This is a genomic window from Streptomyces sp. PL-25 (genome assembly GCF_058344915.1).
The window spans coordinates 1,432,068-1,458,198 of record NZ_CP136997.1; the positions used below are offsets into that span (position 1 = coordinate 1,432,068).

The window sequence follows — 26,131 nt, forward strand, 5'->3', positions numbered from 1 at the left end:
CCGTACGGGGCCGCGCCCGGCCGCCCGGCCGCCGCGCCGCGGCCCGTCCGACCCGGCGCGCCCACCCGCCGCCCGGTCCTCCACCGGTCACACCGACGCCACCACCGCGTACCGCTCGTCGGTGACGTCCTTGCCCCACAGCCGGGCGTCACCCGAGAGCTGTTCGACGCGGGTGTGCCGCACGAGGGGTGTGAGGAGAGTGAGAAGCCGCTCGTTGGGTATGCCGACGGGCGTGACCGTGCCCCAGACGCCCTCGACCAGGACCAGCCGTCCTGCGGGCTCCAGCAACTCCCGCCAGCGCCGCAGCGCGCGGGCGGGATCCGGCAGCGCCCACAGCACATGGCGGACCAGGACGGCGTCGAAACGGCGCCCGTCCACCGGCGGGTCCGCCGCGTCACCGGTCAGGAACTCCGCGTCGCGGCCGGCGCCGGCGAGCTTGGCGCGGGCCCGCTCCAGCATCGCCGGGGAGCTGTCCACACCGGTCACCCGGTGCCCCTGCCCGGCCGCGAGGAGCGAGAGGCTGCCGGTGCCGCAGCCGAGGTCGAGGATCGCGGCGGGCCGCGGCGGCAGCCAGTCGCGCAGCCGCTCCGCCCAGGCGGCGCGCACCCGCGGATCGCGCAGCCCGTGATCCGGCTCGTCGTCGAAGACGGCCGCCCGCGCGTCCCAGTCCACCGCCGCTCCAGCGGCGCCCCAGGCCGCGGCGTCACGATCGGTCGTCGTGTGTGCACTCATGCGCCCCAGAGTGACACCCGCCACTGACAACCGGATCGTGACAGCCGCCACAGACAGACCCGCACCGATGAGGAACTCTCGCCCGAAAGGTCTACCTCCGTACGAACACGGAACCCGGTAGACCGTCGAAGGAGGCAGCGATGCGCCGTACGACAGTGCAGAAGCCCCTGAGGAAGACGGACAGCCGGCGGATCCGCGAGGAGACCGACGAGCGTCCCGCCGGACGGCCCGAGGTCCGCAAGGACATCGCACGTACCTGGTGGCCGGAGGGGTGACCGGCAGCGCGCACCGCACTCCGCGCGCCGGGACCTGCCCCGCGCGCCACCGCGCACGCCTTCCGCACACCGTGTGTACGCCGTGCGCGCCCTCTGTCTGAGCGCAGTCTCAGCGCTTCCTTAACGCGAGCATAAGGATCCCCTCGTACCGCCCTGATCGGGCGTTCTCCCCGTTCCTCGGGGCTAGTTTCTGAGCACCCCACGGGGTCCGCCCCCGGTGCCGGCACCCGTCAGAAACGACCCGTCGCGAGGAGTCCCCCCATGCCCGCTCGTCCACGCCGCCAGGCCGCCGCGCTCTCCGTCCTGGCGCTGGCGCCGCTCGCCCTGACCGCGCTCGCCGCCGCGCCCGCGTCCGCGCACGGCACCATGGGCGGCCCGGTCAGCCGGGTCTTCCAGTGCTACGCCGAGAACCCGGAGAACCCGACGTCGGCGGCGTGCCGGGCGGCGGTCGCGGCCGGCGGCCCCCAGGCCCTGTACGACTGGAACGGCATCCGGATCGGCGACGTGAACGGCCGGCACCAGGAGCGGATCCCGGACGGCAGGCTGTGCAGTGCGGACGACCCGGAGTTCAAGGGCCTCGACCTGCCCCGAGCGGACTGGCCCGCGACGGCCGTGAAGAGCGGCCCGTACACCTTCAAGTACCGCGTGACCGCCCAGCACAAGGGCACGTTCACCGTGTACCTCACCAAGCCCGGCTACGACCCGGCCGAGCCGCTGGCCTGGTCCGCCCTGGATCTCGCGCACCCGGTGGCCACGGTCACCGACCCGGTGGCCTCGGGCGGCTTCTACACGTTCTCGGGCACGCTCCCCCAGCGCACCGGCAAGCAACTGCTGTACGCGGTCTGGCAGCGTTCGGACAGCCCCGAGGCGTTCTACTCCTGCTCGGACGTCACCTTCGGCGGTGCGGCGAGCGGCAGCGGCGGCGGGAGTGCGGGCGGCTCCGCTGCGGGCGGCGCCTCCGCCAAGGCGTCCTCTCCCGCGCCCTCGGCCTCCGCGCCGACCGAGCGGCAGATCCGGGCCGGGGCCGGCCGGTCCACCGTCGAGCACCACGGCCACGGGGACGCCGACGCCCGGACGACGACGGACCCGGCACCCGCGGCCCCGGCCCAGGACGGGAACGGGAACGGGAACGGCGCCACGGGTACCGGCACCGGCACGGACGCGGCTGCGGGCAGCTCCGTGACGGCCGACGGGGCGCGGACCGCGGATCTCGCCGAGACCGGCGGGTCCGGCAGCACCCCGTACGTCGCGATGGGCGGCGCGGCGGCCCTGGCGGCGGGATCGGCGGCGCTGTTCCTCTCGGTCAGGCGGCGGGCGGCCCGCTCCGGCCGCTGAGGCGGCCCGTGGACACGGGGTCCGTCCGGCGGCTCAGGCCGGACGGACCCCGGACCGCGCCCGGCGGGGCTCCCCGGGTCAGCTGAACACGGAGGCGCAGGTGGTGGCGGTGGCGTGGGCCGGGTCGAGCGCGTTGGCCACCTCGTGGAAGGCGATGCGGTCGACGGTGCCGATGGCGACGTGCTCGGAGAGGTCGAGCGGGCAGAGGTCCTGGAGCAGCACGTTGCGGACGTCGGAGCCGCTCAGGTACTGGGTCCGCCAGGGCGTGGCCACCTCGTCGTACTGGGTGGCGATGACCGTGTAGTGCACGCCGGGCACGGTGTCCCCGCCCTCGTTGAGCCTGGTGACGAAGGGGGACCCGGCGATCTGGTCGGCGAGGCCGGGGGTGGCGGCGGAGATCAGGTCCTTCGCGCCCGGGAAGTACGGCAGCAGGTTGGTCAGACCGCTGAGGGTGGTGCCGTGGCTGTCGGGGGCGATGCCGACGAGGGCGTTCACCTTGGCGGCGCCGCCGAGGAACTTCAGGTAGTAGCGGGGCATCATGCCGCCCTGCGAATGGCCGACGAGATCGGCCTTGGCCGCTCCGGTGGCGGCGAGCACCTTGTCGACGTAGGCGGACAGCTGCCCGGCCGACCTGTCGATGGGACCGAGGCCGTTGAAGACCGGGACGCCCGGCAGTTGGCCGTAGTCGAGCGAGAAGACGCAGTACCCGCGGGCCGTCAGATAGGGCGCGAGACCGAGCCAGTTGTCGACGGAGTTGCCGAAGGTGCCGTGGACGAGGACGACGGGGCGGGGGTGGGCCGCGGACGGCTTGCAGTTGTAGTCGTTCCAGCCCGAGCTGGGGGCGCCGGAGGCGTGGGCCGCGGCGGCCGGGACGAGAGCGACGGCGGCGGCCAGGAACAGGGCGGCCAGGTGTCTGCGGGCGCGCTGGAAGGGCAGCATCGTGTGATCTCCTTGCGGCTCAAGGGAGGTGCGACGGCACTGCGCCCTGTGATCCGGATCACCAGGATGCTGTTCACTCGTCAAGTTACGGACGAGTAGTCGAAGTGTGAAGTTACGCGTCAGTAAAAACTCGCGAGTCCGCTCCGCGCGTCAACTCGTGTGCGAGTGACACGCCATGACGAACCGTCACCAAGACGGTCGGATCGGCCCCGACGGCGCGATCCGCGCCAGCCGCTCCCCCAGCGCGCCCACCTCGTCCTCGCCGAGCACGGCGATCCACCCCCGCACCGCCTCCGCGGCCGACTCCTCCGCCGCGCGGGTGCAGGCCAGCCCCCGCGCGGTCAGCACGATCAGCCGGGCCCGCGCGTCGGCGGGATGGGGGCGCCGCTCCGCGTACCCCTTGCGCACGATCTCGTCGACGAGCTGACTGGCCGCCTGCTTGGTGACCCCGAGATGGGCGGCCAGCTCGGTCACGGTCGCCCCGCCCGGCGCCAGCCGCGCGAACGCGAAACCGTGCGCGGGCCGCAGCCCCTCGAACCCGCGGGCGGCGACGCCGTCATGGATGCGCTGGGTCAGCCGGCCGGCGACGGCGAGCAGGGCGGCGGAGAGGGCCATGGCCTCGGAGCTGTGCACGGGGACATTGAAGCACCGCCCCCATGGTCAAGGCGCCTGACCACTCGGTCAGACGCCTTGACCATGCGATCAGGCGGCTTGACCACTTACTCAGACAAGCGACTTGACTATATAGTCAAGCTGCTTGACCATAAAGCCATCCACCCCGGGCCACCCGGCCCCCGCCCGAGCCGCCCGAGCCGCCCGTCGAGCGGTTCACCCACCCCCGAAGGGGACCCCCATGCCCGTCGTCCACCCGTCCGAAGCCACGACCCACGAGATCCACGGCGCCCGTTTCGTCTCGTACGCCACCCCGCGCACCGGCGCCGGGGAGCTGTGCGCCTGGCGCGCCGAGATCCCCGCGGGCACCAGGGCGCCCGCCCACACCGTCGACCGCGAGGAGATCCTCCACCTGCTCGACGGCGAACTCCTGGTCACGCTCGACGACCGCACCGAGCGCGTCACCGCGGGCGACACCGTGATCGTCAACGCCGGGGCGACCTTCACCGTGGAGAACCCCACGGACCGCACCGCGGTCTCCTGGGTCACCACGTCCGTCGGCCTGACGGCCCGCCTCGCGGACGGCACCGTCCTCACCCCGCCGTGGGCCAACTAGACCGGCCGGACCGGCCGGACAGGCCGGACAGGCCGGACAGGACAGCGGAGGGGCGGGGGCCCCGGGCAGCCGGAAGGCCGCTCGTTCAGGCGGCTCTACCTTCTTGATCGGGTTGATCGAGCCATTCGTAGGGTTGGGTCGCCCAGGGGTGCTGGGTGTGGCTATCAGGCGGCTGCCGTCTCGTGGTTTCCCTGGCTTCGCCGCCCAGTGCCCCACGACGACTCGGCCGCCGATTAGGAAGTGCGAGCAAGTCGCTGTGCAGAGCAATGCCGGCGAGGTCGTCCGTGGCACGAAGAGTCCGAACGAGCACGTCAGGAGCAAGATGAGCCGGATATGGGCGGGGATCGACAGCGGCAAGGGCCACCATCACGGCCTCGCTCTGGACACGGACGGCAAGACGCTGCTGTCGCGGCGGGTCGTCAACGACGAGCCCGAGCTGCTGAAGCTGATCGGCGACGTCCTGGACCTGGCCGACGGCCGCGAGGTCACCTGGGCCATCGACATGACCGGCGGAGAACCCGCACTGCTGCCGGCCCTCCTCGTCAGCCACGGCCAGGCCGTCCTTTACATGCCCGGCCGGCTCGTGAACCGGGCATCCGACGGCTACCGCGGCGAGGGCAAGACCGACGCCCGCGACGCCTACGTCATTGCCGACCAGGCCAGGATGCGCCGCGACCTGCGGCCCATCCGCCCCGGCGACGAAGCCGTCGTCGAACTCAAGCTGCTGACCGGCCGCCGGTCCGACCTCGTCGAGGACCGCACCCGCGTCGTCAACCGCCTGCGCGGCACCCTGCTGAGCATGTTCCCGGCCCTGGAGAGGGCCCTGGACGTGACCAATACGGGCCCACTCAGGCTGCTGACCGGCTACCAGACCCCGGCCGCGATCCGCCGGTCCGGGGTCACTCGGCTGACGAAGTGGCTGGCCAACCGCAAGGTCCGCAACGCGAGATCCCTGGCCGAAGCAGCGGTCGAGGCCGCCGAGCGGCAGCACACCGCCGTTCCCGGGGAGAAGACCATCGCAACGCTGGTCCACACCCTGGCCGAGGAGGTGACGGCCCTCAACGAGCAGATCGCCGAGATGGACAAGCTCATCGAGGGCCGGTTTCGCGGGCACGAACTCGCCGACATCGTCCTAAGCGTCCCGGGCATCGGCGCGACCCTCGGGGCCGAGTTCCTCGCCGCCGTCGGTGGCAGCCTCGACGATTTCGACTCCCCCGACGCCCTGGCGGCGTTCGCCGGCGTCGCCCCTCGGCCGCGCGACTCGGGCAAGGTCAGCGGCAACCTGCACCGGCCCCTGGTCTATCACCGCAGACTCCAGCGGGTCTTCTACACCTCCGCGCTGGTCAGCGTCCGCTACGACCCGAACTCCCGGAAGTTCTACGACCGCAAACGCGCCGAAGGGAAGAAGCACGTCCAGGCCGTCCTCGCCCTCGCCCGCCGACGCGTCAACGTCATCTGGGCCCTCATCCGTGACCGGCGGCGCTACGAGGTCACACCGCCGGTCACGACGGCTGCTTGACAACAGCATTAGGAAGCCAGGGTCCCCGGGATCACCGCGCGCGGCCCGAACCGGGCCCGCGCGCGGTCCGCGACCTCCTCGATACGGCGGACCTTCTCGTCCACGGGATCGAAGGTGAGCTGGTGGGAGGCGTGCCCGGCGTCGCCGAGCCCCTCCGCGCGCAGGACGAGCGCGCGGACCCGGGCGCGCTGGAGGCCCAGGGCCTCGTACAGGGCGTACGCGGTCCCGGTCAGCGCCGCCGAGTGGGCGGTCGGTTCGGCGAGCGTGCGGCCGCGGACGGTGGCCGACCGGTCGGCGTAGCGCACGGTGAGGGTCAGGGCGCGGCAGACCTTGCCGAGGGCGCGCAGCCGCGCGCCCAGTTCCCCGGCCGCCGACAGCAGCGCCGCGCGGTGCCGGCCGGGGTCCAGTTCGTCGCGGTCGAAGGGGCGTTCGGCGAGCAGGGACCGCTCGACGGCGCCCGGGACGACCCGGCCGCGGTCGACGCCGTTCGCCCGGTCGCGCAGTTCGCGGCCCGCCTTCGCGCCGACCAGGCGCTGGAGGGTCGGCAGGGGCGCGGCGGCGACCAGGCCCAGGGTGTCCAGGCCGTACTCGCCCAGGGTGCGGGCCGTCGCCCGGCCCGCGCCGGGCAGCGCGGTGACGGGCCGGTGGGCGAGGAACTCCGCGGCGGCGGCCGGTTCGGCGGGCGCGGCGCAGGGCGCCCCGGGCCGGGCGTCCCCCAGTGCCACCCGGGCCAGCATCGGGCCCGGCCCGGCGCCGATCACGCAGTCGACGCCGAACCGCGCGAGCGCGCGGACCCGGATCACCGCCGCGAGTGCGACCGCGTCGCGCCCGAAGTACCGTTCGGCGCCCCGCAGATCGGCCAGCGCGCCGTCCGGCGGCAGCGCCTCGACCACGGGGGTGAACTCCTCCAGCAGCCCGAGCAGTCCGGGCAGGGCCGCCTCGTACATCGGCGGCAGCTGGAAACGTACGCAGAGGATGGTCATCCCGCGCTCCCTGGACTCTGGTGCCACAACTTCCTTCCGTTCGCGGGCCCTTCTCCCGCCGGGCGCAGATCCGCCCATGGATGCATCTCGTAGCCGGTGGGCATGCGGATGCGGCGCCCGCGCGCGGCCTCCATCGGGTCCTGGGCGGCGGAACCGGCGGGCGCGGGCCGCCCGTCCGAGCCGGCGAGCCGGGCCCGCCGCCCGCCACCGCGGCCCTCCCGGCCCTCCCGGCCCTCGCGGTCACCGCCGTCGCCTCCCCCGGATCCGTCGTCCGGGCCGTCCCCGTCCGCGGCCGCCTCCGGTGGGCCGCCGGGGCGGGCCAGGCGGGCCGCCACCTCCTCCAGACCGCCCTCGGCGCGCAGTTCGGCCAGTTCGGCGAGATTCCAGGCGGCGGCGCCCACCACGCTGAGGCTGCGCGGGCCGCGCCGCTGCACCACTCCGCGCACCAGCAGCAGCCAGGAGTGGAAGACGGTGTGCGCGCAGGCGTCGTGGGAGTCGTCGAAGAAGGCGAGGTCGACCAAGCCGGTGCCGTCGTCGAGGGTGGTGAAGATGACCCGCCTGCCGGACCGGACCGGCGGGGTCTGGGTGGCCGCCTTGGCGCCCGCGACCAGCACCGTCTCCCCGTGCCGCGCCGTACGCAGCCGGCGCGCGGAGACCACGCCCAGTTCGTCGAGGAACGCCCGGTGGTCGTCCATCAGATTGCGGGAGGCGTCCATGGACAGCACGCCCAGTTCGGCGCTGAGCCTCTCGGCGTCGGACAGGTCGGGCAGCCCGGCGGTGGCCGTGTCCTTCCCTCCGGCCAGGGGGAGCTGACCGCCGCCCGCGCCCCGGGCGCCCCGGTGCAGCTCGGTCAGGTGCAGTTGCAGGTCGCGGCGGTTGGCACCGAACGCGTCCAGCGCGCCCACCTGGGCGAGCCGTCCGGCGACCGGGCGGCTCGGGCGGGCCCGTTTCCAGAAGTCGAGCAGCGAGGCGTACGGCTGTCCGTCCGCGATCCGCGCCGCCTCGGCCTCGCTGATGCCGAGCACGTCGGAGAGGGCCAGCCGCAGCCCCCACGTACCGGCACCTTCGGGACCTTCAGGACCTTCGGCCTTTTCAGGTGCTTTACCAGCTTTGCCCCTCTTCGCGTCAGACACCAGTTCGATACGATGGGCGACTCCCGACCGGTTCACGTCCAGCGGCAGGATCGGCACCCCGCGCCGCCGCGCGTCCGCCAGCAGCAGCCGCTTCGGGTACATGCCGGGGTCGTGGGTGAGCAGCCCGGCGTAGAAGGCGGCCGGATGGTGGGCCTTCAGCCACGCCGACTGGTAGGTGGGCACGGCGAAGGCCACCGCGTGCGCCTTGCAGAAGCCGTACGAACCGAACGCCTCGACGATCTCCCAGGTGCGCTGAATCGTTTCTGCGCTGTATCCCCGCGCCGCCGCGTGCTGGGCGAACCACACCCTGATCCGCCCCTGCGACTCCGGGTCGGACAGCCCGCGCCGCACCCGGTCCGCCTCGTCGCGCCCGCAGCCGGTCATGAGGTGCACGATGTGGATGATCTGCTCGTGGAAGACGACGACGCCGTACGTCTCCGCCAGCGGTCCGGCCAGGTCCGGGTGCGGATAGCGCACCGGCGCCCGGCCGTGCCGGGCCTCGATGAACGGCCGCACCATGTCGGCGGCGACCGGGCCGGGCCGGAAGAGGGAGATGTCGACCACGAGGTCGTGGAAGTCGGCGGGCTGGAGCCGGCCGACCAGGTCGCGCTGGCCCGGGGACTCGATCTGGAAGCAGCCGAGGGTCTCGGCGGAGCGGATGAGCCGGTACGTCGCCGGATCGCCCGGCGGCACGGAGTCCAGGTCGACCCGCTCCCCCGTGGTCCGCTCCACCTCGGCGAGAGCGTGCGCCATCGCCGACTGCATCCGCACGCCCAGCACATCCAGCTTGAGCAGCCCGAGGTCCTCCACGTCCTCCTTGTCGAACTGGGACATGGGCAGCCCCTCGCCGCTGGTGGGCACGACCGGCGTCCGGGCGAGCAGGGAGGCGTCGGACAGCAGGACCCCGCAGGGGTGCATGGCGACCCCGCGCGGCAGCGCGTCCAGCGCCTCGACCAGCTCCCACAGCCTGCCGTACCGCTCCTTCCGCCCCGCCAGCGCCCGCAGTTCGGGCAGTTCCTCCAGGGCCGCGCGGGCGTCGCGGGCGCGGATGTGCGGGAAGGACTTGGCGACCCGGTCGATTTCGGCGGGGTCCATGGACAGGGCCGCGCCCACGTCGCGGATCGCGTGGCGCACCCGGTACGTCTCCGGCATGGCGACCGTCGCCACCCGCTCCGCGCCGAACCGGCCGATGATCTTCCGGTAGACCTCAAGACGGCGCGCGGACTCCACGTCGATGTCGATGTCGGGCAGCACGAACCGCCGCCGGGACAGGAAGCGTTCCATCAGCAGCCCGTGCTCGACCGGGTCGGCGTGGGCGATGCCGAGGAGGTGGTTGACGAGGGAGCCCGCCCCGGAACCGCGCGCGGCGACCCGGATGCCCATCTCCCGTACGTCGTCCACCACCTGGGCGACGGTGAGGAAGTAGGAGGCGTAGCCGTGGTACGCGATGACGTCCAGTTCCTCGTGCATCCGCGCCCAGTACGCGCGCCGTCCGGCGTAGCCGCGCCGTACCATGCCCGCCGCCGCCCGGGAGGCCAGCGCGCGCTGGGCGGTGCGGCGCCCGGCGCCGACGAGGTGCGGCTCGGGGAAGTGGACCGCGCCCATGCCGAGGTCGTCCTCCGGGTCGACCAGGCACTCGGCGGCCGCCGCCCGGGTCTGCTCCAGCAGCCGGTGGGCGGTGTCGCGCCGGAACCCGGCGGCCTCCACGATCCTCTCGGCCGCCTCCAGCATGGCGCCGGGTCCCTTCAGCCACGCCTCGCCGGAGTCCCGCTCCCCGGTGGCGCCGAGGGGGACCAGGCGGCGGGCGGCGTCCAGGACGTCGGCGACCGGGCCCTGGTCCGGGTCGGCGTAGCGGGCGGCGTTGCTGAGCACGGGCCGGACCCGCTGCTCGGCGGCGAAGCCGACGGTCCGGGCGGCCAGCCGCAGGGAGCCGGGGCCGGTGCCCGTGCGGCCGTGCCAGACGGCCTCCAGGCGCAGGGCGTCGCCGTAGACCTCGCGCCAGGGGACCAGGAGCCGTGCGGCCCGGTCGGGGCGGCCGGCGGCCAGCGCCCTGCCGACGTCGGAACCGGGTCCGAGCAGCACGGTCAGACCGTCGCCATGGTTGCCGGACCAGGGCAGCAGGGGGATGTCCGAGGGCGCGGCGTGGGCGGCGGTGACCAGCCGGCACAGGTCGGCCCAGCCGCGGGCGCCGTCCCGGGCGAGGAAGGTGACCCGCGGAGTCGACTCGTCGACGAAGGCACCGCCGCGCACCGGTGCCCGGCGCCGCTCCGGCCGCGGTCCCCCGCCGGGCCACCCCGGACCGCCCTGCCCCGCGGGCCCGCCGCCGCGTACGGACCCGTCGCGGCGTACGGATCCGCCATGCCGTACGACCCCGTCCCCGCGTACGGACGCGTCGGGCCCGGCCACCGCCAGTTCCGCGCCGAACAGCGGGCGGACGCCCGCCGCCGCACAGGCCTTGGCGAAGCGGACCGTACCGGCGAGGGTGTCGCGGTCGGTGAGGGCGAGGGCGTCCATGCCCCGCTCGGCGGCGCGCTCGGCCAGCCGCTCCGGGTGCGAGGCGCCGTAGCGCAGGGAGAACCCGGAGACGGTGTGCAGATGCGTGAAACCCGGCATCCGCACCTCCCGCGGTCGTGGGCCCGTACACACAGGCTTTCGAACATCAGTTCACTACTCGCCCTCCACCATAAACCAATTCCCGAACATCTGTGCGACGCCCGTTCGGGCGCCTCCCACCTGCGCGAACACCCGCCGGACCGCAGCGTGAGACCATGACCCACCCGCACGCCCGCCGGCCCCGCCACTCCTTCGTCCAGGAGGTCAAGGACGCCGTCACCCCGCGGGCCACGCTGCTCGTGGTCGGGGTGCTGGCGCTCCAGCTGCTGTTCATCGCCTCCTACGTGGGCGCGCTGCACCACCCGAAGCCCAAGGACGTGCCCTTCGCCGTCGCGGCGCCCGGGGCGGCGGCCGGGCAGACGGTCGCCAGGCTGCGGCAGCTGCCCGGCTCGCCCCTGGACCCGCGCGCGGTGGCCGACGAGGCGGCGGCCCGCCGGCAGATCCTGGACCGGGACGTCGACGGCGCCCTGGTCGTCTCCCCGGGCGGCACCACCGACACCCTGCTGGTCGCCACCGGCGGCGGCACCATCCTCGCCACCAGCCTGGAGCGGATCGTCGGGCCCGTGGAGCAGGCCCAGCACCGGACGGTGCGGACGGTGGACGTGGCACCGGCCTCCACCGGCGACTTCAACGGCCTGTCCTCCTTCTACCTGGTCGTGGGCTGGTGCGTCGGCGGCTATCTGTGCGCCTCGATCCTCGCGATCAGCACCGGGGCGCGCCCCGCCAACCTGCGGCGCGCGGCGATCCGGCTGGGCGCCATGGCCTTCGTCGCGGCCGTCGGCGGGCTCGGCGGCGCGGTCATCGTGGGGCCGGTCCTGGGCGCGCTGCCGGGCGGTGTCGCGGCCCTGTGGGGCCTGGGGGCGCTGATCACCTTCGCCGTGGGCGCCGCCACCCTCGCCCTTCAGGGGGTCTTCGGCGTCATCGGCATCGGTCTGGCCATCCTGCTGGTGGTGATCGCGGGCAACCCGAGCGCGGGCGGCGCCTTCCCGCTGCCGCTGCTGCCCCCGTTCTGGAAGACGATCGGGCCCGCGCTGCCGCCGGGCGCGGGGACCTGGGCGGCCCGCTCGATCGCGTACTTCCGGAGCAACGCCCTGACCGGCGCGCTGCTGGTGCTGGGGGCGTGGGCGGCGGCGGGGGTGGTGGTCACCCTGCTGGCCTCGGGCCAGCGGCGCGGGCGCGGCGGCGGCGCCGTCGGAGCGGCGTGGAAGGACTCCCCGGACCCGGTGGCCGGGACGGCCGCGACGGCCGCCGCAGGAGCGGCCACCGCCGGGGCGGCCGGGCACGGCGGCTCCGCGCAGGCGGGCGGCGCCGCGCCCGCCGGCTCCTCCGCACCCGCGCCGCCCGTGAACGACACCTTCACCGACCCGGGCCCCGCCGCCTCCGGGCCGGCCCCTGGCACCGGCCCCCGTACGGACGCCGCCGCCCAGGGCCCTGCCCCCGACGCGGCCCCGGACACCGGCACGGACCCGGGCACGGACCCGGGCGCGGACCCGGGCGCGGACGCCTAGGAGCCCCGCCCTCTCGCGCGCGAGGACGGGGCTCCGCCGGATCCCGTGGGGGGGGATGGGGCGAGGTGGGGTCAGCCGATCTCGGCGCCGGTCGCCGACAGTGCCTCGGTGACCGGCTGGAAGAAGGTCTCGCCGCCGGAGGAGCAGTCACCGCTGCCGCCGGAGGTCAGACCGAGCGCGGTGTCGCCGTCGAACAGCGAACCGCCGCTGTCCCCGGGCTCGGCGCACACATCGGTCTGGATGAGGCCGCTGACGGTGCCCTCGGAGTAGTTCACCGTGGCGTCCAGACCGGTGACCGTGCCGGTGTGGACGTGGGTCGTCGAGCCGCTGCGGGTCACCTGCTCGCCGACGGTCGCCTCGCCCGCCTTGGTGATCGGCTGCGTGGACCCGTCGTAGAGGTCGACCGCGCTGGGGTGGTCGACGGAGGCCGTGTACTTCACCAGGCCGAAGTCGTCCCCGGGGAAGCTGGAGCGCTCGTTGCTGCCGATCACGGTGCCGTCGGCGTCCGACCAGGTGGAGATGGCCTCGGTGCAGTGGCCCGCGGTGAGGAAGTACGGCTGCCCGTCCTTGACCACGTTGAACCCGAGCGAACAGCGCCCGCCCGATCCGGTGATGGCGTCACCGCCCGCGACGAAGGGCTTGAACTCCCCCTTCGACCGCTTGAGTTCGGCCTTGTCGCCCAGGCCCGCGACGATCTTGGACAGCTTCGCCCAGGCGGCCGGGGAGACCGTTCTGTCGGCGGTGACCGCGACCTTGCCGCTGACGGGGTCGGTCGACCACGAGGTGCCCGGTATGGTCGCCCGCTTCGCCAGCGTCGTACGGGCGCCGTCCAGTTCGGCGAGGGTGTGCGCGACGACTCTGGCCCTGGCCCCCGCCCGCTCGACGGTCCGCGCCGCGGCCTTGTCGAGCACGTTGACCACGAGGTGACCGGAGCGGGCGTCGTAGTACGCGCCCGCCGTGCGGTCGGTCCCGAGGTCCTTGACCAGGGTCGAGGCGAGTTTTCCGGCCGTGGGGGCCGACAGCGCGCGGGCCGTGGGGGCGGCGTCCGGCTCACTGGCGTTCGCACTCTGGAAAGTGACTCCGGCGACGACGAGTGCGGCGATGCCCGCGGTCGCCATGGTCGCCCGGCGCGCGGGTATGCGTCGATGCTTCAACTGACGTCCTCCTGTGGGGGGATCGGCCCGCGAGGTTGTGGGGACCTCAGCGGGCCGGAAGGCGGTTGAACGGCGCCTACTATTCCGAGGCCCGCAGGGAGCACACAAGGTCGAGTTCTGGACGCGCGTACGCCAACCGGCGTACGCCCCTTGCGGCTTGAGCGCCCGAGGTCGGGACGCCCCCGTTCACTCTGCAAACACTACGAGCGAGTAACCTGTCGGCGCTCTGTGAGGTCTACTCCTGTCCGGATCTCGCCCGTGCCGCGCCGGAACCGGAACCCGTGCGGCCGGGACCGTTCGACCCGCCCCACGGGCTTACGGCCCCGGACGGACGACGCGGCCCGGACGGACGACGGCCCCCGCACGCGAACTCGCGTGCGGGGGCCGCCTTGTTCCGGCCGGTGGGGGACGGCCGGGATCGCCCGGAAGGGACGGAGGAGGGACGGGGTCAGTACACGTGGACCCCGTAGGCGCTCAGCGCCTCGGTGACCGGCTGGAAGAAGGTCGTACCGCCGGAGGAGCAGTCGCCGCTGCCGCCGGAGGTCAGGCCGTAGGCCGTGCTGCCGCCGTACAACGGGCCGCCGGAGTCGCCGGGTTCGGCGCAGACCGTGGTCTGGATCAGACCGGAGACGATGTCACCGCCGCCGTAGTTGACCTGCGCGTTGAGCGCGGTGACCCGGCCGCTGTGCGTGCCGGTCGTGGAGCCGCGGCGGTACACGGTGGTCCCCACGGAGGGCGTGGCGGCGCTCGTGATGTCCTGGCTGCCCACGGCGCCCGACTTGGTCACCGAGCTGTTGGTGTAGCGCACGATGCCGTAGTCGTTGCCGGGGAAGGAGGACCCGGCGGTGGTGCCGAGGGTGGTCGAGTGCGAGGAGTCCGACCACCAGGTGCCCGCGCCGTCGGTGCAGTGACCGGCGGTCAGGAAGTAGTAGTTCCCGCTGGCGTCCTGGACGTTGAAGCCCAGCGAGCAGCGCCAGCCGCTGGCGTAGATGGCGTCGCCGCCGGAGATCAGCTTCCTGAACCTGCCCGGGGTGTGCTTGATGGTCAGGGCCCCGGAGTCGGCCCCGGCCCGCTGTTTGATCCTGTTGATGTCGGCCTGGGAGACCGTGCTGTCGGCGGTGACGACGACCCGGTTGGTCGTGCTGTCGACGGCCCAGGCGGTGCCCGGGACATCGGCCTTGAGCACCGAGTCGCTCACGCTGGTGAGCTGTGCGGCGCTGAAGGTGCTGGTGTCGGACGCGTTCGCGCTGGGGACCGCGAACGCGGCGGCGGCCACGAGTCCGGCGGCGACGGCCACCAGCCGGGTCTGTCTCGTGACGACGGTGCGGGGGGAAGTGCGCTTGATCCTCACTTTTCGTTCCTCCACAAAGGAAGTCGGGGGCCCGCGTGGGGTCGGGGCCCGTGAGGCGCAGAGCCGGGGGCGGTGGTCCGGGTTCCAGACACGTTGTGCCCCTGACAAGCGCTGTGGGGGAGTATTCGGCCGAACGGCCGGTCGGCGCAAGAGTGCCTTTCGGCCGTGCGACTGTGTGCGATTCGAGTGGACTGTGTGCGGTCCGGGTGGATTGACGACAGGTCAGCCGCCAGGGTGCCGGGGCCTCAGCGCAGGGTGCGCTCCCCCGCGGGTATCGCGAGGTCCAGCGTGTTGCCCGGCGGCGGGAACGGGCAGATGAAGTGGTCGGCGAACGCGCACGGCGGCAGCTCGGCGCGGTTGAGGTCGACCGTGGTGCGTCCTTCGGCGTCCGGGGCCTGCGGATACAGGAAACGGAAGCGGAAGCTGCTGTCCCCGCTGGTGGCGTCGGCGAACACCGCCCACAGCCCGCCGTCCGGCCGCCGGGCGGCCTGGAGCGTCAGTTCCCGCCCCTCCAGGGTGAACGCCAGCTCCCCGGCGAGGGCGAGGCCGCGCTCACGCCCGTCCGCGTTCGGCACGCGTACGGTACGACTCTCCTCGTACGGGGTGAAACGCCCCGGCACCGACCAGCGCGGGTCGTGGGCGGTGGCCTCGATGCCGCGGAACGCCCGCCGGACCGCGGAGTCCGGGTCGTAGTCCCGTACCCCCCAGGCGCCTTCGCGGACGAGCACGACCAGCCGGCGCTCCCCCCGCGCCACCCGCGCGTCCGCCGGCGCCGCGGTGTCGGCGCCGAGCCGCACCCGCCCGGCGAAGGGCCGGCCGTCGACGGTCAGTCCGTCCGCCTCGACGGCGTCGAGCACCACCGCGTCGCCGTCGGCCGCCCAGCTCCCGGGGACGCCCGGGAGCAGACCGCCCGGGTGGTCCTCCAGCCAGTGCGTGCCGGTCAGCGCGAGCGGCCCGTAGGGCGCCGACACCGATGCGGTGCGGTCCTCGTGCCACTGCTTCCAGCGGTCGGATGCGTCCGTCATGTGATCAACCCTTCCATGTGCGGCCGTGCGGCCAAACCGAGGTGCGGGCGCCGTGCGGCGGCCCGCTCCCGTGTGCGGTACGCGCTCCCGCGCCGGGCGGGACGGGGGCGCGCGAGGTGTTCTGCCGTACGAACACCAGGAGTTGGCGCGGGGCTTGCGGGTTCCCGGCGCCGCCGGAGCCGATGCCCGTCGCGCGTCCGGTGCCGGACTCGGCACGGGTGCGGACCCGGGCGCGGGCGCACCCCGGGCGCCCGCCCGCGCACCCGGAGCCCGCGGCCCGCGCCCGAATCCCCCGCCCGGACGACGACCGGATGGCCCAGCTCCCCCGGCCGTGCGCCGCGACCGCCGCGGCCGGGTCGGCGCCGGGTCACGGCACCCGCCGGGTCACAGCACCTTGGACAGGAACGCCCGTGTCCGTTCGTGCCGCGGCCGGTCGAGGACCTCGGCGGGCGGCCCCTGCTCGACGATCCGCCCGTCGTCCATGAACACCACCGTGTCGGCGACCTCGCGCGCGAAGCCGATCTCATGGGTGACGACGATCATGGTGGTGCCCTGCCGGGCCAGGTCCTTGATGACGTCGAGGACCTCGCCGACCAGTTCCGGGTCGAGCGCGGAGGTGGGCTCGTCGAAGAGCAGCAGCCGGGGTTCCAGGGCCAGCGCGCGGGCGATGGCCACCCGCTGCTGCTGGCCGCCGGAGAGCCGGCCCGGGTACGCGTCCGCCTTGTCGGCGAGGCCCACCCGCTCCAGCAGCCGCAGCGCGGCGGCCACGGCGTCCGCGCGGGGCCGCTTCAGCGCGGCGACCGGCGCCTCGACGATGTTCTCCAGCACCGTCAGATGCGGGAAGAGATGGAAGTTCTGGAAGACGAAGCCGATCCGGGTGCGCTGCCGGAGCACTTCACGCTCGGGCAGTTCGTGCAGCGTGTCGCCCGAGCGCCGGTAGCCGACGAGGGTGCCGTCGACGCTGATCGCGCCCCGGTCCACCTTCTCCAGGTGGTTGATGGTGCGCAGCAGCGTCGACTTGCCCGAGCCGGAGGGGCCGAGGATCACGGTGACCTGGCCGGTGTCCACCTCCAGGTCGATGCCTTTGAGTACTTCCAGCGAGCCGAAGCTCTTGTGGACGGACCTGATGTCGACCATGACGCTCATCGCGGGTTCCTTCGGTGCGGTGGGACGGGACAAGACGAGAGGGGGGTGCGGCGGGAGACGCGGGAGGGCGGTTCAGCCGACGGCGTGCGGGGCGGGCGCGCGCAGGAACGCCAGCACCGCGCGGGCGGTGGCGTCGTTCTGCCGGAACGCCGGGCCGCCGGTGCGCGGCCGGGTGAAGGCGCCGGGCGTCCGGCCGTCGGTGAACGGGCCGAGCGCGAAGCGCCGGGGATACGGGCGCCCGGCCCGGTCCAGGATCCGGCCGTCGGCGCGGTCGACCCGCAGCAGCCCGTCCGCGGTCTCGCCGGCGCCCTCGGCGTGCAGTTCGCGCAGCAGCGGGTCGCGGGTGCGCCGGACGGTGGGTTCGGGCAGCCGCGCCTCGACCAGGGCCCGCGCCTCGGTCACCACGCCGGGCACCGTCTCGCTCGCCGCCCGGAACACCCCGTCCTCGGCGGTGACGGTCATGTTCGCGCCGACGAACCGCAGGACGCCCGCACGGGACAGGGCGAGCATCTGCCGCAGCCGGGGGCCGGGCGGCCCGGAGGCGAGGAAGCTGAAGAAGCCGTGCCACCAGGGCCCGGTGTCGCCGAGCCGGGCCAACTGCCCGTACACGGACAGCAGTCCGAGGAAGAGACCGAGGTCGGCGCTGTGGGCGGGATCGTGGCGGCGGCGCAGGTCGGCCTCGATGTGCCCGCGCAGCGCCTCCTGGAAGTCCTCGGCACCGGCGTGCCGTACGCCGTGCAGCGGGTGGTCCAGGGCGGCGAGGTCGAGCCGGTCGGCGGGGTCGGGGACGGCGGCGGCGACCAGGTCCCCTCGCTCGTCCGGCCCGGCGGTGGCGTACGCCGCCTCGAAGTCCGCCCAGGCCAGGGCGGTCCGTTCGGGGTGGGCGGCGAACAGCCGGTGGTAGTGGGCGAATCCCAGTTCCTTCTCGATCAGCGCGCGGGCGGCCGCGCGCCGGGTGCCGTCCCCCTCGGGGAGGGCGCGCAGCGCGTCGATCTGGGCCGGGCCGAGGAAGCGGGGCAGCGGTGGGCGGGCGCCGGTGAGGTCGTAGCCGATCTTCGAGTGGTACGGCACTCCGCGCCGTGAACCGGCGTACAGCACCGGCTCCCGTCCGGAGGGTACGTAGGCGCCCTGTTCGTAGCGGCCGCCGCGGCCCTCGGTGAGCAGCACCATCAGGTCGACGAAGGCCAGGCCGAAGCCGCGGACCAGGACGGGTTCGCCAGCCGGCAGGGCGGACAGGTCGCTGTCGGCGGTGAAGTCCGGCGGCAGATGGACCAGGCCGTGGGCGCGGGCGTGGGCGGCCAGGCGGGCCTGCTCGTCGTCGGGTTCGGCGTCCAGGTGGCCGAGGGCGAGCACCACCAGGTCGGCCAGGAGCGGATGGTCGCGGCCCTCCAGCCACACCCGCTGGCGGCCCTCGCGCGGCCCGCTGACCCGCAGCGCGCGCCGCCGGTGGTGGTGGACGGTGATGTCCGCGGGCAGCGCGGCCACCGCCTCGTCGTGCACCCAGCGCAGATAGGAGCCCTGGAGGCGGCGGTCGGCGAAGGTGCGGCCGGGCAGTGCGGCCCACTCGTGCAGGGTGGGGCCCTCGCGCACCGGTCCCGCCATGTCGACCGTGTCGTCGGTGAACATGGTGACGTCCTCGGCGTGCGAGTTCATCCAGAGCAGCGGGGACTGCGCGGCGCGCCAGATGCGTCCGGCGCCGGGCGGGTGGGGGTCGACGAGGTGGATGTCGAGGCCCGCTCCCAGGTACAGCTCGGGCGCGTTGGCGGCGATGCGTTCCAGCAGACCGGTCCCCCGCGGCCCGGCCCCCACGACGACCAGCGAAGATCTCATCGGGTGCGCTCCGTGCCGCGCGCGTAGTGCTGCTCCACGTAGTGCTGGCCGATGCTCAGGACCGTGGTGACGGCGGTGTACCAGAGGGTGGCGACCATCAGCAGCGGGATGACCTGGTAGGTCTGGTGGTAGACGAGCTGGGCCGAGTACAGCAGGTCCTGGACGGCGATGACGCTGACGATGGAGGTGCCCTTGAGGGTGCCGATCAGCATGTTCCCGGCGGGCGGCACGATGGAGCGCATCGCCTGCGGCAGGACGATCCGCCGCCAGCGCCGCCACTGGCTCAGGCCGAGCGCCTGGGCCGCCTCGATCTGGCCGCGGTCGACGGAGACGATGCCGCCGCGCACCACTTCGGCGGCGTAGGCGGCCTCGTGCAGGGTGAGGCCGACGATCGCGACGGTGACCGGGCCGAGCAGGTCGACGGTCCGCACCCCGAAGAGGCTCGGGTACAGCGCCCCGATGTTGAACCACAGCAGCAGCTGGACCAGGATCGGGATGGACCGGAACAGCCAGACGTAGCCGCGGCTGACGGCGCGCAGCACCGGGTTGGCGGAGAGCCGGAAGACGGCGAGCAGGGTGCCGAGGGCGAAGCCGAGCACCATGACGACGGCGGTCAGCCACAGGGTGAGCCAGAGCCCGCGCAGGACGGAGTCGGAGGTGAAGTAGTCGGCGACGACGTCCCACTGGAACGCCTTGTTGCGCACGACGGAGACCAGGGCGAGGCCCAGCAGGACGAGGACGACGACGGCGGCCGCCCACTGTCCGGGCCGGCGGCGCGGCACGATGCGCGGGGCGTCGGCGGGTCCGGGGGTGCCGGGGGCGGCGGGTGCTTTGGCGAGGGTGCCGGAGGACATGCGAAGGCTCCGTGACGTAGGTCGAACACGGTGGTGCCTTCACACGGGACGCGCCGCGGGGCGCTGGACGGCCGAGCCCCTCAGCAGGGCCGTCCTCCAGGAGACTACGGTTCTGTTTCCCCGGGTTGTCAAGGGGGTCCAGCATATGAGCCGGACGTCTCGGGGCGGTTGACGGGGAACCGGATGCCTGTTCCACTTGCCCCATGCATCCGCAGCAGTGGCTGGTCACGCGCTCCCACATCGACTTCGGTCGAGTGTGGTCCTGTTCTTGTTGAGCCGACTTCCCGCACGCCCTGCCGCCTTCGGCCGTCCCCGGCGCCCGTCCCGTGCGTCCGGTACGTCCTAGCGTGCCCTTCCCGCTCTTGTCACCCCTGTCGCCCCTGTCACCCCTGTGGCGCTTGTCGCTCTTGTCGCGCCGCGCGCCTTCGCGACCCCTCCCGACGCCTTCACACGCGCACCCCTCCCCTCGCGCCGTCTGATCCGGACTTCTTCCTCCTCCGGACCTCCTCCTTCCCGTTTTCCTTCCAGGAGACCGCACCATGCGTACGCCCCCGCGCGCCCGTAAACGGCATTTCCTCCCCTTCGCCCTGATCAGTTCGGCGGCGCTGCTGCTGACCGCGTGCGGCTCCGGCGCGGACGGCGCGGCGTCCACGGGCTCCGGCGCGGGCGCGGCCGAGGCCGCCGGGATCCCGACCGCGGACGTCGTCTCCGGGGTGCGCGAGGATCCCGCCGCCGCCCGGCTGCTGCCGCCCGGGGTCAAGGACCTGACGATCGCCTACGCGGTGGGCGGCACCCCGCCCGGCACCAGCTACCTCGGCGACGGCAGGACCCTCGCCGGTCAGGACGTCGACTTCGCGCAGGCCGTCGCCAAGGTGCTCGGCATCCGGCTGAAGGCGCGGGAGGCCGGCTTCGAGGCGATCCTGCCCGCCCTGGACAGCGGCAAGTACGACCTCGGCGCGGGCAACTTCGGGGTGACCGACGAGCGGCGCCGCACCATCGACTTCGTCACCTACATCAACGACGGCCAGGGCTTCGCCGCCCGCGCGGACAGCAAGCTGGGCAAGGTCACCAGCCTCGCGCAGCTGTGCGGCCTGAACGTCGCCACGGGCGCCGGGACCACCTTCGAGGCCACCCTGGAGAAGAACAAGCAGCAGTGCGCCGACGCGGGCGAGAAGGCGTACAAGGTGCAGACGTACAGCGAGTCGGGCGCGCTGTGGTCCTCGCTCCAGCAGGGCCGCAGCGATGTGGTGATGTCCACGATCAACGGGCTGCGCTACGCGGTCGCCCGGCAGCAGGGGCTGAAGTTCCTCAACGAGTTCCACCGGCTCGACGTCGGCTTCGCCTTCAAGAAGGGCACGAAGCTGGCGCCGGCCTTCCGGGCGGCGGTGAACAAGCTGATCGCCGACGGGACGTACGCGAAGATCCTCGACAAGTGGGGCACGAAGGACTCGGCGCTCAAGGCGTCGCGGATCTCCCCGCCGGAACTGAAGTCCTGACGCGGCGGCGGCTCCGCGGGCTCAGCAGTCGCAGCCGCAGTCGCACCCGTCGCAGCCGCAGCAGTCGCAGCAGTCCCCGCAGCCGCTGCAATCGGGGCAGTCGCAGTCGCAGTTGCTGCACCAGCCCTCGCGCCGCTGCCGCGACCACGGGCCCTCGAACTCGGAGGCGCAGCACACCTTGCAGGTGCAGCAGAGGCCGAGGGCGACCGCGCAGCCGGTGAACAGGCCCCGCCTGCCGGGCCGCGGCGGCTCGCCGCCGAAGGGGTCGCCGCCGCCGGGGTGGCGCGGGTCGTGGGCCGGCGGGCGCTGCGGGGCGTACGGGCCCTGCGGCGGGCCGAAGGCGCCGTGCGCGGCCTCCTCGGTGCCCGGCGCGTGACCGCAGGAGGTGGTGTTGAAGGCGCGGTCCACGGAGCGCGGGAGTTCGTGCACCAGCAGCAGGTGCGCGAGCCGTCCGTCGGTGAACTCGGCGTCGCGCAGGGCGAGCCGGATGCCGTGCACCGCGTCGTCGGCGAGCCGGCGGGCCTCGGTGAGTGAAGTGCCGGTCGCGGTCAGCGGGTTCCAGGCACCCGAGGCGGCGTCGGCCGCCTGGTCCTCCACGGCGTCCAGGAGGTGGGCGAGCCGCCCGAAGAGCCGTCCGGCCTCGGCGAGCGGGGCGGCGTTCCCGGGCCGGCCGGTGAGGACGGCGGTGTGCGCGAAGGCCGCGGCGGTCGCGGTCTCGGTCGGCTCGGTGACGGCCAGGACCGGGGTGCCGGGTCCGGCCAGGGACTCCAGGCCGGTCTGCCGCTCCACCGCTTCCATTAGGACGGCGGTGTCGAAGCCGACGTCGGCGCCGCTCCGGGCGCCCGCGCGGTTCCAGCGGTCCGCGACCCGGCGGGCGGCGAGCGCCACCGGCCGGCGGGCGAGCAGTCCGTCGCCGTCGGCGACGTGGTCGCGCACCTTGGCCGAGGCCAGCACCAGGGAGACGGCCGCCGCGAGCCGGGCGCCCTCGCCCCGGGCGACGGAGGCGGTGCGCATGCCGCGCAGCGGACAGGGTCCCGCCGTCCGCCGTCCCGCCCCCGCCCTGCCGTCGGCGCGGTCGGCCTGAGCCTCCGTCAGAACCGATATGAGCAGACCGTCGTAGTTGGTCACGACCCGGGCGAACTGCCCGTGATCGCCCCGCAGGGCCAGACACAGTCCGCACAAGTGCGCCATCCACTGGGCCTTGAGGTTCTCACCGAGCCGGTGGGCGCAGGGTCTGACGATTCCGAACACGACGATCCCCCGTGGTGTCTGCGACGTTGAGCTGCCGCATCGTACCGACCGGCCTGTTCACCCGGACGCACCACGGGTCACCCGAGTGCCGTGGACGATCATATTTCACTCCCGGTCAGCATCGGTGTAGAGCATGACCCTTGGGGCACAAGGCCCTCGACGGATCGGCTGTGCACCAGTACCGTCACAAACCCCCCGCGCGGCGTCTATCCACTTGGCGCGCTGTCAGCATCATGGATGACCATAGGGATGCGAGAACAGAAAGACCGCTAGTGAGAGGAGGCGTCCATGGGATCGGTACGCAAGGCGAGTGCGTGGCTCGGCCTCGTCGACGACAACGAAGACGAGCGCTACTACGACGACGACTACTCCGAGGGGACCGAGTCCGGCGACGCCTGGGTCACCGACCCCCGCGTGAAGGTCGCCACGGACACGGCCGAGGAGAAGGGCCGCCGCATCGGCACGGTGACACCGGACAGCTTCCGGGACGCCCGCGCCATCGGCGAGCTGTTCCGCGAGGGCGTGCCCGTCATCGTCAACCTCACGGCGATGGAGGCGTCCGACGCCAAGCGCGTGGTGGACTTCGCGGCCGGTCTTGTCTTCGGACTGCGCGGCTCCATCGACCGGGTGTCCACGCGGGTGTTCCTGCTCTCCCCCGCCGACACGGAGATCATCAGCGGTGACCCGGGGGCGCACCGCTCCGACGGGTTCTTCAACCAGAGCTGAGGCAGGGCCGCGCACCGGCCCTGCCCCGCCCGGGGCTCACCGGAAGGCGTCGAGACCGGTGAGCGCCTTGCCCAGCACGAGCTGGTGCATCTCGACGGTGCCCTCGTAGGTGAGCACCGACTCCAGATTGGTCGCGTGCCGCATCACCGGGTATTCGAGGGAGATCCCGTTGGCGCCGAGGATCGTGCGCGCCGTGCGGCAGATCTCGATCGCCTCCCGTACGTTGTTGAGCTTGCCGAAGCTGACCTGCTCGGGGCGCAGGCGGCCGGCGTCCATGCGGCGCCCGAGGTGGTGGGCGAGCAGGATCCCCTTGTGCAGTTCGACCGCCATGTCGGCGAGTTTGGCCTGGGTGAGCTGGAAGCCGCCGATGGGCCTGCCGAACTGCTCGCGCGAGCGCGCGTAGTCCACCGCGGCCTGGAAGCTGGAGCGGGCCGCGCCCATGGCGCCCCAGACGATTCCGTAACGGGCGTGCGACAGACAGCTGAGCGGGCCGCGCAGCCCGCTGACCTCCGGGAGCACCGCGTCGGCCGGCAGGCGTACGCCGTCGAGGACGAGTTCGCTGGTGACGCTGGCCCGCAGGGACCACTTGTGCTTGATCTCGGGGGCCGAGAAGCCCGGCGCGTCGGTGGGGACGACGAAGCCGCGGATGCCGTCCTCGGTCTGCGCCCACACCACGGCGACGGCGGCGACCGAGCCGTTGGTGATCCACATCTTGCGCCCGTCGAGCACCCAGTCCCCGCCCGCGTCGCGCTTGGCGCGGGTGCGCATCGAGGCGGGGTCGGAGCCGTGGTCGGGCTCGGTGAGCCCGAAGCAGCCGATGGCCTCGCCGGAGGCCATGCGCGGCAGCCACTCCTGCTTCTGCTCCTCGCTGCCGAAGCGGTGGATCGCGTACATGGCGAGCGAGCCCTGCACGCTGACCAGGGAGCGGATCCCGGAGTCGGCGGCCTCCAGTTCCAGGCAGGCCAGGCCGTACTGGACGGCGGTGGCGCCCGCGCACCCGTAGCCGCTGAGCGACATGCCGAGCGCGCCGAGGGAGCCCAGCTCGCGGGCGAGCTCCCGGACACCGGGCAGTTCACCGCTCTCGTACCACCCGGCGATGTGCGGCAGCACCCGGTCGGCGGCCCAGTCCCGCACGGTGGCGCGGACGGCGAGGTCCTCCGGGTCCAGCAGATCGTCGATCCCCAGCGGGTCGACGGGATCGAACGGGGGCAGCGACGGTTTCGACGACGCCGGCATGGGCACCTCGCATCTCCGACTCAGTTGACTAGCACTGCTAGTCAAACGGCTCCGGCCCGACGTTACGGCGCCCGGTGGCCCGCGTCCAGCGCCACCCGGACCGGCTCGGTCTCCCGCTGGGCGGGCAGCTCCGCCGCCGATCGCTCTGCCGGTCGTTCCGCGGGGCGCTCCGCCGGTTCCTCGCACTGCATCGCCCGCGGCAGCCGCAGCGCGGCCAGCGCGCCCAGTAGCAGCAGTCCCGCGCTCACCAGCAGCGTCACATGCAGTCCGTGCACGAAGGAGTCCCGGGCGGCCCGCCGCAGCGCGTCCCCGGGCGGCCCGCCGAGCCGCCCCGCGATCTCGTATGCCTCCCCCAGGGAGTGCGACGCCTGCTCCGAGGCGCCCGCCGGGACGCCGGGCACCCGGGAGACACCGGGCGCGTAGGCCGCGTTCATCACGGTGCCGAGCAGGGCGATGCCGATGCCCGCGCCCAGTTGGTAGGAGGTCTCGCCGATCGCCGCGGCCCCGCCCGCCCGGTGGGCGGGCGCCTCGCTCAGCATCGACTCGTACGCGCCGAAGAGCGTCGTCTCCAGGCCGAAGCCGAGCAGCACGAAGGCGGCCAGCAGCAGCCCGGCGGCGTCCGCGGTGCCCATCGCGGTCAGCGCGAGCACGGCGAGGGCCGTCGCGCAGAAGCCCGCGCACACCATGCGCCGCGGCCCGAACCGGCGCAGCACGCGCGCGCCGACCAGTCCGGCCGCCATCGCGGCGAAGGTCAGCGGCAGCAGCCGCAGTCCGGTGCTCAGCGGGGACAGGCCGAGCACCAGTTGCAGGTACTGGGCGGCGATCAGCTCCAGGCCGACCAGTGCCAGCATCGCCAGCACGATGCAGCCCACGGCGGTGCCGAAGGCGGGCCGCGCGAACATCCCGAGGTCCACCAGGGGGTGCGTCCGGTGCCGCTGCCGCCGTACGAAGAGCACCAGCAGCGCCGCGCCCAGCAGCAGCGGGCCCAGGGTGAGCGCGCTGAGCACCGGCTCACCGCCGCCGAGCCGCTTCACCCCGAACACGCTGCCGAACAGACCGGCCGCGGCCAGCAGCGCCCCGGTCACGTCCCACGGGCCCTCGCGGCCACCGGTCGACTCGGGCAGCAGCAGCCGTCCCACCGGCAGGCTGACCAGCATCAGCGGGATGTTGACCAGGAAGACCGAGCCCCACCAGAAGTGTTCGAGGAGGAAGCCGCCGAGCAGCGGTCCGACCGCGGCGCCCACCGCGGCGACCGCGCTCCAGAGGCCGATCGCGAGCGCCCGCTCGCGCCGGTCGGGGAAGACCTGCCGCAGGATGGACAGCGTGGCCGGCATGATCATGGCGCCGCCGACGCCGAGCAGCGCTCGGGCCAGGATCAGCGTCTGGGGATGGTGGGCGAAGGCCGCGAGGGCGGAGGCGACGCCGAAGAGGGCGTAGCCCAGGAGCAGGATCCGTCTGCGGCCCACCCGGTCGCCCAGCGTGCCGAAGAGGATCAGCAGCGAGGCGCAGACCAGCGGGTAGACGTCGACGATCCAGAGCAGTTCGACGGCGCCGGGCCTGAGGTCCTCGGTGACGGCGGGCACCGCCACGTGCAGCACGGTGGCGTCCACCGCCACCAGCAGCAGGCTGACGCAGAGCACGACCAGGACGACCCAGCGGCCCGCGCCCTCCCCGGCCGCCCGGCGGTGCGGGCCGCGAACCGCCGCGGTCGCGGCGGACGTGCCGGACATGTACGTACCTCCCAGATGAACCCTCGCCTCGGCGGGCCCGCGCAGTGGGGACGTTCCGCGCCAGGGC

The 26,131-nt window shown here is 73.8% G+C and carries 20 protein-coding genes and 1 pseudogene; 7 read left to right on the forward strand and 14 right to left on the reverse strand.

Annotation, left to right across the window (positions count from 1 at the left end; genetic code table 11):
* Positions 1 to 87 precede the first annotated feature (87 nt).
* The gene (locus R4Z62_RS06360; protein WP_173860805.1) at positions 88 to 732 is read right to left on the reverse strand and encodes a class I SAM-dependent methyltransferase; all 645 of its coding nucleotides are present in this window, start codon (positions 730 to 732) and stop codon (positions 88 to 90) included.
* Positions 733 to 872: 140 nt separating this feature from the next.
* Between R4Z62_RS06360 and R4Z62_RS06365 the strand changes: the two genes are divergently transcribed.
* Both R4Z62_RS06365 and R4Z62_RS06370 read left to right on the forward strand, forming a co-directional pair.
* Positions 873 to 1,007: a hypothetical protein gene (locus R4Z62_RS06365; protein WP_107440593.1), complete on the forward strand. Its 135-nt coding sequence runs from the start codon at positions 873 to 875 to the stop codon at positions 1,005 to 1,007.
* Between the two features lie 261 nt (positions 1,008 to 1,268).
* A complete protein-coding gene (locus R4Z62_RS06370) occupies positions 1,269 to 2,342 on the forward strand; it encodes a lytic polysaccharide monooxygenase auxiliary activity family 9 protein (RefSeq protein ID WP_491519310.1) in 1,074 nt (357 codons plus the stop codon).
* A gap of 78 nt (positions 2,343 to 2,420) precedes the next feature.
* Here the strand turns inward: R4Z62_RS06370 and R4Z62_RS06375 are convergent, their stop codons facing one another.
* Positions 2,421 to 3,281 (reverse strand): esterase/lipase family protein, encoded by an 861-nt coding sequence (locus R4Z62_RS06375; RefSeq protein WP_491519311.1) that lies wholly within the window; start codon positions 3,279 to 3,281, stop codon positions 2,421 to 2,423.
* A 186-nt stretch (positions 3,282 to 3,467) separates the two neighbouring features.
* Positions 3,468 to 3,914, reverse strand: a complete 447-nt coding sequence (locus R4Z62_RS06380; protein ID WP_064532005.1) for a MarR family winged helix-turn-helix transcriptional regulator — start codon at positions 3,912 to 3,914, stop codon at positions 3,468 to 3,470.
* Positions 3,915 to 4,134: 220 nt separating this feature from the next.
* Here R4Z62_RS06380 and R4Z62_RS06385 point away from each other — a divergent pair, with 220 nt between their 5' ends.
* Positions 4,135 to 4,509 (forward strand): cupin domain-containing protein, encoded by a 375-nt coding sequence (locus tag R4Z62_RS06385; RefSeq protein WP_064532006.1) that lies wholly within the window; start codon positions 4,135 to 4,137, stop codon positions 4,507 to 4,509.
* 322 nt (positions 4,510 to 4,831) lie between these two features.
* Positions 4,832 to 6,028 carry an IS110 family RNA-guided transposase gene (locus R4Z62_RS06390; protein ID WP_491519312.1) on the forward strand — a complete coding sequence of 399 codons (1,197 nt, stop codon included), beginning with the start codon at positions 4,832 to 4,834 and terminating at the stop codon, positions 6,026 to 6,028.
* A gap of 8 nt (positions 6,029 to 6,036) precedes the next feature.
* Here R4Z62_RS06390 and R4Z62_RS06395 read toward each other — a convergent pair whose 3' ends face one another.
* Together R4Z62_RS06395 and R4Z62_RS06400 are read right to left on the reverse strand one after the other, a co-directional pair.
* On the reverse strand, positions 6,037 to 7,011 hold the full coding sequence (locus R4Z62_RS06395) for a DNA polymerase Y family protein (protein WP_491519313.1): 975 nt from the start codon (positions 7,009 to 7,011) through the stop codon (positions 6,037 to 6,039).
* Positions 7,008 to 10,757, reverse strand: coding sequence for a DNA polymerase III subunit alpha (locus R4Z62_RS06400; protein WP_491519314.1), 3,750 nt, complete (start codon positions 10,755 to 10,757; stop codon positions 7,008 to 7,010). Before R4Z62_RS06400 ends, R4Z62_RS06395 begins: the two co-directional genes overlap by 4 nt.
* Positions 10,758 to 10,912: 155 nt before the next feature.
* On the opposite strand from R4Z62_RS06400, the pseudogene R4Z62_RS06405 reads away from it, so the two are divergent.
* Positions 10,913 to 11,935: pseudogene (locus R4Z62_RS06405) on the forward strand (ABC-2 transporter permease); the annotation flags it as partial.
* A 401-nt stretch (positions 11,936 to 12,336) separates the two neighbouring features.
* On the opposite strand, the gene R4Z62_RS06410 reads toward R4Z62_RS06405, so the two are convergent.
* The 6 genes from R4Z62_RS06410 to R4Z62_RS06435 all read right to left on the reverse strand — a co-directional run bounded on the left by R4Z62_RS06410 (position 12,337) and on the right by R4Z62_RS06435 (position 19,625).
* Positions 12,337 to 13,419 (reverse strand): S1 family peptidase, encoded by a 1,083-nt coding sequence (locus R4Z62_RS06410; protein WP_491519315.1) that lies wholly within the window; start codon positions 13,417 to 13,419, stop codon positions 12,337 to 12,339.
* A 448-nt stretch (positions 13,420 to 13,867) separates the two neighbouring features.
* Complete coding sequence (locus R4Z62_RS06415; protein WP_064532016.1) at positions 13,868 to 14,770, reverse strand: S1 family peptidase; 903 nt, start codon at positions 14,768 to 14,770, stop codon at positions 13,868 to 13,870.
* 245 nt (positions 14,771 to 15,015) lie between these two features.
* Positions 15,016 to 15,795 (reverse strand): DUF1684 domain-containing protein, encoded by a 780-nt coding sequence (locus R4Z62_RS06420; protein ID WP_491519316.1) that lies wholly within the window; start codon positions 15,793 to 15,795, stop codon positions 15,016 to 15,018.
* Between the two features lie 384 nt (positions 15,796 to 16,179).
* The gene (locus R4Z62_RS06425) at positions 16,180 to 16,941 is read right to left on the reverse strand and encodes an amino acid ABC transporter ATP-binding protein (protein ID WP_018570440.1); all 762 of its coding nucleotides are present in this window, start codon (positions 16,939 to 16,941) and stop codon (positions 16,180 to 16,182) included.
* A 72-nt stretch (positions 16,942 to 17,013) separates the two neighbouring features.
* Positions 17,014 to 18,771 carry an FAD/NAD(P)-binding protein gene (locus R4Z62_RS06430; RefSeq protein WP_491519317.1) on the reverse strand — a complete coding sequence of 586 codons (1,758 nt, stop codon included), beginning with the start codon at positions 18,769 to 18,771 and terminating at the stop codon, positions 17,014 to 17,016.
* Positions 18,768 to 19,625 (reverse strand): amino acid ABC transporter permease, encoded by an 858-nt coding sequence (locus tag R4Z62_RS06435; protein ID WP_064532024.1) that lies wholly within the window; start codon positions 19,623 to 19,625, stop codon positions 18,768 to 18,770. Before R4Z62_RS06435 ends, R4Z62_RS06430 begins: the two co-directional genes overlap by 4 nt.
* A gap of 539 nt (positions 19,626 to 20,164) precedes the next feature.
* On the opposite strand from R4Z62_RS06435, the gene R4Z62_RS06440 reads away from it, so the two are divergent.
* Complete coding sequence (locus R4Z62_RS06440) at positions 20,165 to 21,121, forward strand: ABC transporter substrate-binding protein (protein WP_355485325.1); 957 nt, start codon at positions 20,165 to 20,167, stop codon at positions 21,119 to 21,121.
* Between the two features lie 21 nt (positions 21,122 to 21,142).
* On the opposite strand, the gene R4Z62_RS06445 is transcribed toward R4Z62_RS06440, so the two are convergent.
* Positions 21,143 to 22,372: a DUF5685 family protein gene (locus tag R4Z62_RS06445; protein WP_491519318.1), complete on the reverse strand. Its 1,230-nt coding sequence runs from the start codon at positions 22,370 to 22,372 to the stop codon at positions 21,143 to 21,145.
* 288 nt (positions 22,373 to 22,660) lie between these two features.
* Between R4Z62_RS06445 and R4Z62_RS06450 the strand changes: the two genes are divergently transcribed.
* Complete coding sequence (locus tag R4Z62_RS06450; RefSeq protein ID WP_064532030.1) at positions 22,661 to 23,098, forward strand: cell division protein SepF; 438 nt, start codon at positions 22,661 to 22,663, stop codon at positions 23,096 to 23,098.
* 36 nt (positions 23,099 to 23,134) lie between these two features.
* Here the strand turns inward: R4Z62_RS06450 and R4Z62_RS06455 are convergent, their stop codons facing one another.
* Together R4Z62_RS06455 and R4Z62_RS06460 are read right to left on the reverse strand one after the other, a co-directional pair.
* Positions 23,135 to 24,334 (reverse strand): acyl-CoA dehydrogenase family protein, encoded by a 1,200-nt coding sequence (locus R4Z62_RS06455; RefSeq protein ID WP_385500896.1) that lies wholly within the window; start codon positions 24,332 to 24,334, stop codon positions 23,135 to 23,137.
* Positions 24,335 to 24,396: 62 nt separating this feature from the next.
* Positions 24,397 to 26,064 carry an MFS transporter gene (locus R4Z62_RS06460; protein WP_064532034.1) on the reverse strand — a complete coding sequence of 556 codons (1,668 nt, stop codon included), beginning with the start codon at positions 26,062 to 26,064 and terminating at the stop codon, positions 24,397 to 24,399.
* Between the last annotated feature and the right edge of the window lie 67 nt (positions 26,065 to 26,131).